The sequence below is a fragment of the Stenotrophomonas sp. TWI377 genome, from assembly GCF_039674525.1.
GTDB lineage: Bacteria > Pseudomonadota > Gammaproteobacteria > Xanthomonadales > Xanthomonadaceae > Stenotrophomonas.
Map to the genome: position 1 here is coordinate 133190 of NZ_JBDJNT010000011.1, position 8274 is coordinate 141463.

The 8274-nt window shown below is 64.5% G+C and carries 7 protein-coding genes; 1 reads left to right on the top strand and 6 read right to left on the bottom strand.

Features of this window, described 5'->3' with window-relative positions; genetic code table 11:
- The 6 genes from pilV to grxD all read right to left on the bottom strand — a co-directional run bounded on the left by pilV (position 1) and on the right by grxD (position 7422).
- Positions 1-465: a type IV pilus modification protein PilV gene (gene pilV / locus ABE546_RS11525; RefSeq protein ID WP_313217815.1), complete on the bottom strand. Its 465-nt coding sequence runs from the start codon at positions 463-465 to the stop codon at positions 1-3.
- Positions 462-977 carry a Tfp pilus assembly protein FimT/FimU gene (locus ABE546_RS11530; RefSeq protein WP_346463752.1) on the bottom strand — a complete coding sequence of 172 codons (516 nt, stop codon included), beginning with the start codon at positions 975-977 and terminating at the stop codon, positions 462-464. The genes pilV and ABE546_RS11530 overlap by 4 nt, the downstream gene beginning before the upstream one ends.
- 162 nt (positions 978-1139) lie before the next feature.
- The gene (gene ppnN, locus ABE546_RS11535; RefSeq protein ID WP_121042205.1) at positions 1140-2528 is read right to left on the bottom strand and encodes a nucleotide 5'-monophosphate nucleosidase PpnN; all 1389 of its coding nucleotides are present in this window, start codon (positions 2526-2528) and stop codon (positions 1140-1142) included.
- Between the two features lie 298 nt (positions 2529-2826).
- Positions 2827-6009, bottom strand: a complete 3183-nt coding sequence (locus ABE546_RS11540; RefSeq protein WP_346463754.1) for a TonB-dependent receptor — start codon at positions 6007-6009, stop codon at positions 2827-2829.
- A gap of 355 nt (positions 6010-6364) precedes the next feature.
- Positions 6365-7105, bottom strand: a complete 741-nt coding sequence (locus ABE546_RS11545; RefSeq protein WP_346463756.1) for an SDR family NAD(P)-dependent oxidoreductase — start codon at positions 7103-7105, stop codon at positions 6365-6367.
- The gene (gene grxD / locus ABE546_RS11550) at positions 7102-7422 is read right to left on the bottom strand and encodes a Grx4 family monothiol glutaredoxin (protein WP_019186185.1); all 321 of its coding nucleotides are present in this window, start codon (positions 7420-7422) and stop codon (positions 7102-7104) included. Before grxD ends, ABE546_RS11545 begins: the two co-directional genes overlap by 4 nt.
- A gap of 162 nt (positions 7423-7584) precedes the next feature.
- On the opposite strand from grxD, the gene ABE546_RS11555 reads away from it, so the two are divergent.
- A complete protein-coding gene (locus tag ABE546_RS11555) occupies positions 7585-8166 on the top strand; it encodes a Fe-Mn family superoxide dismutase (protein ID WP_313211241.1) in 582 nt (193 codons plus the stop codon).
- Positions 8167-8274 lie beyond the last annotated feature (108 nt).

Consider the following 8274-nt stretch of genomic DNA (forward strand, 5'->3'; position numbering starts at 1 on the left):
TCACAGCTGCGTCCTCGCCGCAAAGGTGGTGTCCGCCGCGTCCAGCCAGCGCTCGTCTCCCCAGCTCACGCTGACCGTCACTTCATCGCCGCTGCGGGTCACCTTGGCACTGGCTTCATCGCCCAGGGCCTTGCCCAGCCGGCAGCGCCAGTCCGTCATGTACTGATCCTTGGTGATCTTGGCGCCGATCGGCGATGTGCAATCGGCCGCCTTGGTGGTCGCCGCGTAGCTGCCTACGTAGGTCGTCGCGGCGACGCGGTTGATCCGGATCTGGTCCAGCAGCTCGTAGCTGAGGTTGGTCGCCTGGGTGCGGAAATTCGCGCTCTGCACGAACCGCACGTTCATCGTCTGCAACAGCGCGAAACCAAGCAGGCCGATGCTCATCACCACGATCGCGATCAGCACCTCGATCATGGTGAAGCCGCCCTGCCCTGCGCGCCGCGCGCCAAGATGTCTTGCCGTCACTTGCAGCTCTCCCGTTCCACACGTACCTGCCCAACCGCCGACAGCCGCAGCGTGCGCTGCAGCGGCAGGTCCCCGCACTCGTCGGGCTTGAGGGTGATGTCCAGCGCCGATGCGGCGCGATTGCGACCCCGGCCGTCGAAGGCCAGCGTCAGGTTGTCCTGGCTGCCCAGCATCTTGGTCGAGCCGGCCGAGTACCGCAGCACCGGCTCGCCGGAATCGAAGCTGCCACTGCCGTCGGCATCGGACCAGACCATCCAGCCGTCGCCCCAGGTATCGCCGTTGCAGCTGGTGCCATCGGATGAGGCGCATACCCCGGCCCCACGGGTGTTCTTCAGCGCTTCGCTGCGCGCCAGCGCCAATGAAGCCATCAGCTCGTTGGTGGTGGTGGCGGCCCGGTTCGAGCGCAGCACGCCCTGGAAACTCGGAAACGCAATCACTGCCAGGATGGCAAGCACCGCGATGGTGACCATCAACTCGATCAGTGTGAAGCCGTTGGACCGGCGCAAAGACATGAAACGCTCCCCAGCGTTGATGACACAGAAGATGAACGTCCCGCCGCCGATCAGCAAGGGGCGGCAGGACGAACGGTCGCCCGGAGGCGACAGGCGTCAATCAGTTGACGCAGATCCAGGCCGACGGCAGGCCCCCTGCCCGCCGCTGGCCCGGCCAGGGCCTCAGGCCATGACCTTGTAGCAGGGCTGGTACTCGCCCGAGATCTTCATGCGGCGCTGCTCGACGAAGGCGCGCAGCAGCTCATCCAGCGCCTGCATCATGTCCGCATCGCCATGGATCTCGAAGGGACCGAACTGCTCGATGCGGCGCATGCCGTCTTCCTTCACGTTGCCGGCCACGATGCCGGAGAACGCGCGACGCAGGTCGGCCGCCAGGGCATGCGGCGGACGGCCGTGATGCAGGTCCAGCGCGGCCATCGCCTCGTGGGTCGGCACGAACGGCTGCTGGTATTCCCACGGAATCTCGATCGACCAGTTGAAGAAGAACGAGTCCTTCTGCGCCAGGCGATGTTCGCGCACGCGCTTGATGCCCTGGGCCATCTTGCGGGCGACGTTGACCGGATCGCCGATGATGATCTCGTAGCGGCTGGCGGCTTCCTCACCCAGGGTGAGGCGGATGAAGCGGTCGATCTGCTCGAAGTACGGCGCGGCCACGGTCGGGCCGGTCAGGATCAGCGGGAACGGCAGGTCCTTGTTCTCGTCGCGCAGCAGGATGCCCAGCAGATACAGGATCTCCTCCGCGGTGCCGACACCACCGGCGAACACGATGATGCCGTGGCCGATGCGCACGAACGCTTCGAGACGCTTCTCGATGTCCGGCATGATCACCAGGTGGTTCACGATCGGGTTCGGCGACTCGGCGGCAATGATGCCCGGCTCGGTCAGCCCGATGTAGCGCGTGGTGGTCTTGCGCTGCTTGGCGTGGGCGATGGTGGCGCCCTTCATCGGGCCCTTCATCGCGCCCGGGCCGCAGCCGGTGCAGATGTCCAGCCCGCGCAGGCCCAGCTCGTAGCCGACCTGCTTGGTGTACAGATACTCATCGCGACCGATCGAGTGGCCGCCCCAGCAGACGACCAGGTTCGGGTCGCCCGGGTTGAGGATGCGCGCGTTGCGCAGCAGCCCGAACACCGCGTTGGTGATGCCTTCCGAAGATTCCAGCTCCGCCGCGTAGGCCGGGCCCATCTCGATGGCCATGTAGGCCAGATCGCGGACCACCGCGAACAACAGCTCGGCCACACCGCGGATGATCTCGCCATCCACGAAGGCCATCGCCGGCGCGTTGACCAGATCGATGCGCACGCCGCGGTCCTGCTGTGCCACCTGGATATCGAAATCGGGATACAGATCGCGCGCCGCGCGCGGATCGTCCGAGGCGCTGCCGCTGGTCAGCACGGCCAGCGCGCAGCGGCGCAGCAGTTCGTGCATACCACCACCGGAGGCATCGCGCAGGCGCGCAACTTCCGCGCGCGACAACACATCCAGCCCACCGCGCGGGTAGATCCGCGCGTCCTGCACCGGCAGCGTCCGCGCCGGCTTTTCGTTGATCGTCATGTCCATCTTTTTCGCTTTCCTCAAGGTTACCGACTGTACCGCTGCCCCCTTAAAAAGCAAAACGGCCGGGAAACCCGACCGTTGGATGTGTCCTGACCGCGACAGGGGCACTGGGCCGTCGCAGTTGCGCTGATTTCTGCGCAACCAATTGAATATACAGGAATGCACTGCCCAGCACAACACTCATTGGAGCGGACGATGGAGACCGAGGCGTATCCAGCCGCCCCTCCCTCCTACAGACAAAAAAAGCGACCGGGTTACCCCGGCCGCTTTTCAATCATCCACTATGTCCGACGCATCAGAACTTGTAGCGGAAACCAAGCTGCAGCGACCACTGCGACACACCGGTGTTGAAACCGTCCGCATCCGCGTTGGCGAAGGCGCTGTCGGTCACGGTGGCGCTCTGGCTGCCCTGACGCTCCGCACGGAACTCGTACAGGTACTTGCCAGTGGTCGGGTCGATGCCGCGGAAGTTGGCGATACCCTGGTCAGCATAGAAGCCGAAGTCGTCGATGCGACCCCACTTCTTGTTGAGCAGGTTGCCCACGTTCTGGATATCGAGCCAGATTTCGGACTTGTGACCCTTCATGAAGCCCGGCAACTGCTGGGTGATACGCACGTCAAAGGTGTTGACCCAACCGGCGCGAGCCGAGTTCTGCGGGGTCACCTGGCCGGCGTAACGGTTCAGCTGTGCGTTGTTCTCCATCCATGCGAAGAAGGCTTCTTCCATGGCGGCACCACCGGTGAACAGCACGTCGCCACGGCCCTTCGGCACATAGAACAGGTCGTTGTAGGTGCGGCCGTCGCCGTTCATGTCGTTGGAGTAGACGAAGCTGTACGGACGACCGGTACGGCCTTCGTAGAACATGCCCACCTGGGTTTCGTAGTCACCGAAGAACGCATGCTTCCAGTTCACCGAGCCGGAAACGCGGTTACGGATCTCGTAACGCGAGCGCGACAGCGCGTTCTCGTTGGCCTGGAAGATGTAGTTGTTGTTCCAGTTCGAGGTCGCCACCGAGGAGCTGTTGCTGGCAACTTCCTTCGCATCGGTGTAGGTGTAACCCAGGTTCCAAGCCCAGTCACTGTCCGGGCTGAACGGCTTGGCCAGCGACACGGTGAACTGCGCGGTGCGCCCCTTGTCGGTGTTGTCCAGCAGCACGGCATCGCTCACCCAGCTCGGAGTGGTCGACTTCGAGGTCGAGGCGTTGGCAACGTTGCCCCAGTAGAAGTTGCGACCGTCCGGACCGCCGGTGTAGCTCGGCTGCATCAGTTCCAGGCGCTTGAAGTACAGACCATCCTTGACCTTGGTCACCAGCAGCTCGGCCGATGCGACCAGACCGTTCCACGGCAGTTCGTGATCGAACGCCAGATTGGCCTTGTACACGGACGGGGTGCGGAAATCGTCGGAGACGAAATTCACGACCTGCTGTGCCGGACGGTTGCGGTTGTTGTACGGGTAATCGGTGCCCTGGGTGAAGTTCACGCCGTTGTTGGCATAGATGTTGCCCAGCCACACCTGCGGCGCTTCACCACGGAAGAGGCCAACGCCACCACGCATCTGCGTCGGGCGATCGCTGTCGAAGGTGTAATTGAAGCCGACGCGCGGCTGTACCATGAAGCCGTTGTCGCCGATCGAACGGTTGTCGTAACCGAAGAACTCGCTGGCACGCTGGTTATAAGCCGTGTCCTTGTTGGTGTCGTACTTGTCCGCACGCACGCCCAGGGTCAGGGTCAGGTTGTTGTTGACGTACCACGTGTCCTGTACGAACAGGCCCAGAGTGGTGTAGTCGTAGTCGGCCGCAAGGCTCTCCACGCCACCATCCACCGGGTTACGCCAGGTGCTGACCACCGGCGTGTTGTTACGGAAGCCTTCGATACCGTTGTAGACCAGGTACCCATCGACGTTCGGCGCGTACAGGTTGTAGATTTCGTTCTTGCTGTAGTCCGCACCGAACTTCACGTCGTGGTCGCCCAGGGTGAGCGTGCCGGAGGCGAAGTAGTTCCAGGTCTTGGTGTACAGCTCGTTGTACTGGGTGTTGGCTTCGGTACCCAGGTACAGGGTCGGATTGGCGACCGACTCACGGTTCGAGTTCAGACCGCCGAAACCGATCAGGATCGCCGGAGTACCCGGAGCCGACGGAGTACGGATGGCCGAATAATCGCGGTAGCTGGCCTTGATTTCGGTCGAGAAGTTGTCGCTCCAGTCGCTGAACAGCTGGCCGACGTAGGACTCGATCTTCTTGTCGTGCTGGTACCAGTACGAGCTGATCGACGCGCCGGTGGTCTGGCCGTAGCCATTGATGCGCAGTTTGTCCTGCTCCAGCTTGCTGTAGCGGAAGCTCGCACGCTGATTGTCGGTGATGTTCCAGTCCAGCTTCAGCGCGTATTCTTCGAGGTTGGTGTCCGAAGCGGCGTCGTAGCTACCCGCCGACACGCCATAGCGTTCCTGGAAGATCTGCTGGGCCTGGGCGATCTGGGCATCGGTGATGGTACCGGCGCCGATGGCACTGCCGGCGATGTCGGCGCCCGGAGCGGACTGCTCGAACTTCTCATAGTTGGCGAAGAAGAACAGCTTGTCCTTCACCAGCGGGCCACCGAGAGTGAAGCCGTAGGTCTTCTCGTCTTCGAAACCGTTGAACTTGCCGCCGCCCGGGTTGTCACCGAACCAGCTGCCGTCACGCATGTAGCCGTAGACCGAGCCGTGGAATTCGTTGGTACCCGACTTGGTCACGGCATCGACCACAGCGCCGGTGGCGCCGGTGATGGTGATGTCGTAGCTGGACAGGTCGACGTTGATGGCTTCGATGGCTTCCATCGAAACCGGCTGGCGACGGGTCGGGAAGCTGTTGCCTTCCAGACCAAAGGTGTCGCTGGCGTTCACGCCATCGATACGGACGGCGTTGTAGCGCGGGTTCTGGCCGCCGGCGCTGATGCTGCCCGAAGCACGGTCAACGAAAGCGACACGCGGATCCAGGCGCATCATGTCCTGGATGTTGCCGCCGACGGACGGCATGGCTTCGATCGTTTCCTGGCTGATCGACGTGCCCGAGCCCATCTTGGTGGCGCTGAACACTTCCGACCCTGCGGCCACGGCAGTCACCTGCACGGCATCGAGGTTCGTCGCAGCGAGGTCGCCGGTCAGTGCCGCGTTGACGGTACCGATCTGGTTGACGCCGAGGTACACACCTTCTTCAGTGCGCGTGCCTTCACCCGGCTTGTTGATGGTGATGGTGTACGGACCACCCACGCGCAGGCCGCGCGCGTTGTAACGACCCGATGCATCGGTCGTGGCGCGGCTGACGGTGCCCGACTCGGTGTGCGTGATGGTGACTTCTGCACCGACGACAGGCGCGCCTGCAGCCGACGTGACCTGACCGCCGACACCGGAAGAGGTGCTCTGGGCGAAGGCGGGAGCGGCGGCAAGTGCAGCCACGAGACCAAGCGTCAGCTTGGACATCCGGAGACAATGGGAGTGGGTCATTGGGGAGTAGCCTCGATGCGAGATTGGCGATGGCGGAGAAAAAAACGCGCCCAAGCAGCCTTGCTGGCGGCTGACTGGACTTTTATCTGGGTTCCCTAGCCGCGAGCTGGTTTCAGCCGCAACGGTTAACACTAGATTAACACGATAGCCTCGGATTGTGACGGTTTGGCGACAAAACACACGCCATCACAACGGGATCGTGACGCTATCTTCACATCTGAGTGTGACTGGCTGAATGCGGGCCAGTGGGGCCCTCAGCTGTGTCGAGATGGGTGCCCGCAAGTTGGCCGGGGAGCCGGGGAGCCGGCCAGCGGCCGGCACTACCGTGAAAGAGGCGGTGACGCCTTTGCCGCTCTCAGGCGTCGAGAATCTGGCCGCGATACGCGGCGCCCGCGGCGGACAGCAGCAGGACCGCCGCGGCGGCGCACTCGGCCGGGTCACGGGCGGTGCGGTCTTCATCCAGGGAGAACGCACGGGCGCGCAGCGCCGTACGCATCGGGCCGGGTTGCAGGCCGCTGACCCGCACCGGGCTGCGGCCGAGTTCGTCATGCAGGGAAGCGATCAGGCCGCGCAGGCCGTGCTGGGCCGCGCCGTAGCCGCCCCAATAGGCCTGCCCTACCCGCGCCGGGTCATCCACGGTGAACACCAGCGCGGCATCGTCACTCTGGCGCAGCAGCGGCAGGCAGGCCTGGGCCAGCCAGGCCGGCGCGGTCAGGTTCACATGCACGGCGCGGGCAAAGGCGGCCGGGTCGGCCAGTTCGAACGGGGTCAGCCCGGCGAAATCAGCCGCGCAGTAGAGAACACCATCCAGATGACCGAGCTCGGAGTGCAGGCGCTCGGCCAGGGTGGCGTAATCGTCCGGGGTGGCGCCTTCCAGATCCAGCGGATACAGCAGCGGCTCGGGGCCGGCAGCCTCGACGGCGGCGTAGACCCGATCCAGGCGGCGCGGTTTGCGCCCCAGCAGGACCACGGTTGCCCCGGCCTGCGCGCAGGCGACAGCGGCCGCGCTACCAAAGCCTCCCCCGGCCCCGGCGATAAGAATGACGCGATCGGCGAGCGATCCGGTCCCGACCACCACGGACGGGACCGCACTCACGGCTGGGAAGCCTCTTCGACGATGCGCTTGAGCTCGCCGGATTCGAACAGCTCCAGCACGATGTCGCAGCCACCGATCAGCTCGCCGTGGATGAACAGCTGCGGGAAGGTCGGCAGGTTGGAGAAGCGCGGCAGGTTGGCGCGGATCTCGGGTTCTTCCAGCACGTTGACCGTGCGCAGCGCGATCGCGCCGGCGGCCATCAACGCCTGGATGGCACGGCTGGAAAAGCCGCACATGGGATATTGCGGAGTGCCCTTCATGAACAACACGAGGGGGTAACGTTCGACTTCGGACTGGATCTGCTGCATCACCGCCACAACGACTCTCCCTCCAATGGGACAACCCGGCCTCACCGGTCGGATAGACTTCCCTGGCCGCCATTGTATGCCCTACCTTCGGGTGGTGGGCACCCTGCCATCCGCCACACTGATGACGATCCGCCATGGATCGGCGCTCTCCCTTCCCAATCTGTCGTGCCCATGCCCCTCGAACTGCCTCGCCTTCCCTACGACCGCGCCGCCCTTCAGCCTCACCTGTCGGCGGAGACGCTGGACCTGCACCACGGGCGCCACTTCCGTGGCTACCTGGACACGGTGAACGCACGTATTGAAGGCACGGAGCTGGCCGAGCTGCCGCTGGAGGAGATCGTCCGCCAGAGCCAGGGCAGCCTGTTCGATGCCGCGGCCCAGGCCTGGAACCACCAGTTCTATTTCCAGTGCCTGCACCCGCGCGCCGGTGGCGATCCGCAGGGCCGGCTGGGTGAACTGGTCACCCGTCATTTCGGGGATGCCAAGCGCCTGCGCGATACCTTCGACAGCGCCGCACTGCGTCTGTTCGGCTCGGGCTGGGTGTGGCTGGTACAGCACCCCAATGGCGCGCTGGCGATCCAGGTCACGCGCAACGCGGGCACGCCGCTGACCGGCGAGAGCACCCCGCTGCTGGCCTGCGATGTGTGGGAACACGCGTATTACACCGACTACCAGAATGAGCGCGCGCGCTATCTGGAGGCGTTCTGGAAACTGGTGAACTGGGACTTCGTCACCGCGCAACTGCGCGATTGAGGCCCGGTAGCGGCCCACCCGTGGTCGTGGGGGCCGGGAGTGGCGGGCCCGCGGCCGGCCCCCCCCCCCCCCCACCCCCCCCGAAAACAGGGACAGCCCGCCCCCCCG

Excerpts from the sequence above, each read along its gene's own strand:
- ABE546_RS11530 (WP_346463752.1), bottom strand. The coding sequence starts at position 977 with ATGTCTTTGCGCCGGTCCAACGGCTTCACACTGATCGAGTTGATGGTC.
- ppnN (WP_121042205.1), bottom strand. The coding sequence starts at position 2,528 with ATGACGATCAACGAAAAGCCGGCGCGGACGCTGCCGGTGCAGGACGCG.
- ABE546_RS11555 (WP_313211241.1), top strand. The coding sequence starts at position 7,585 with ATGCCCCTCGAACTGCCTCGCCTTCCCTACGACCGCGCCGCCCTTCAG.
- ABE546_RS11540 (WP_346463754.1), bottom strand. The coding sequence starts at position 6,009 with ATGACCCACTCCCATTGTCTCCGGATGTCCAAGCTGACGCTTGGTCTC.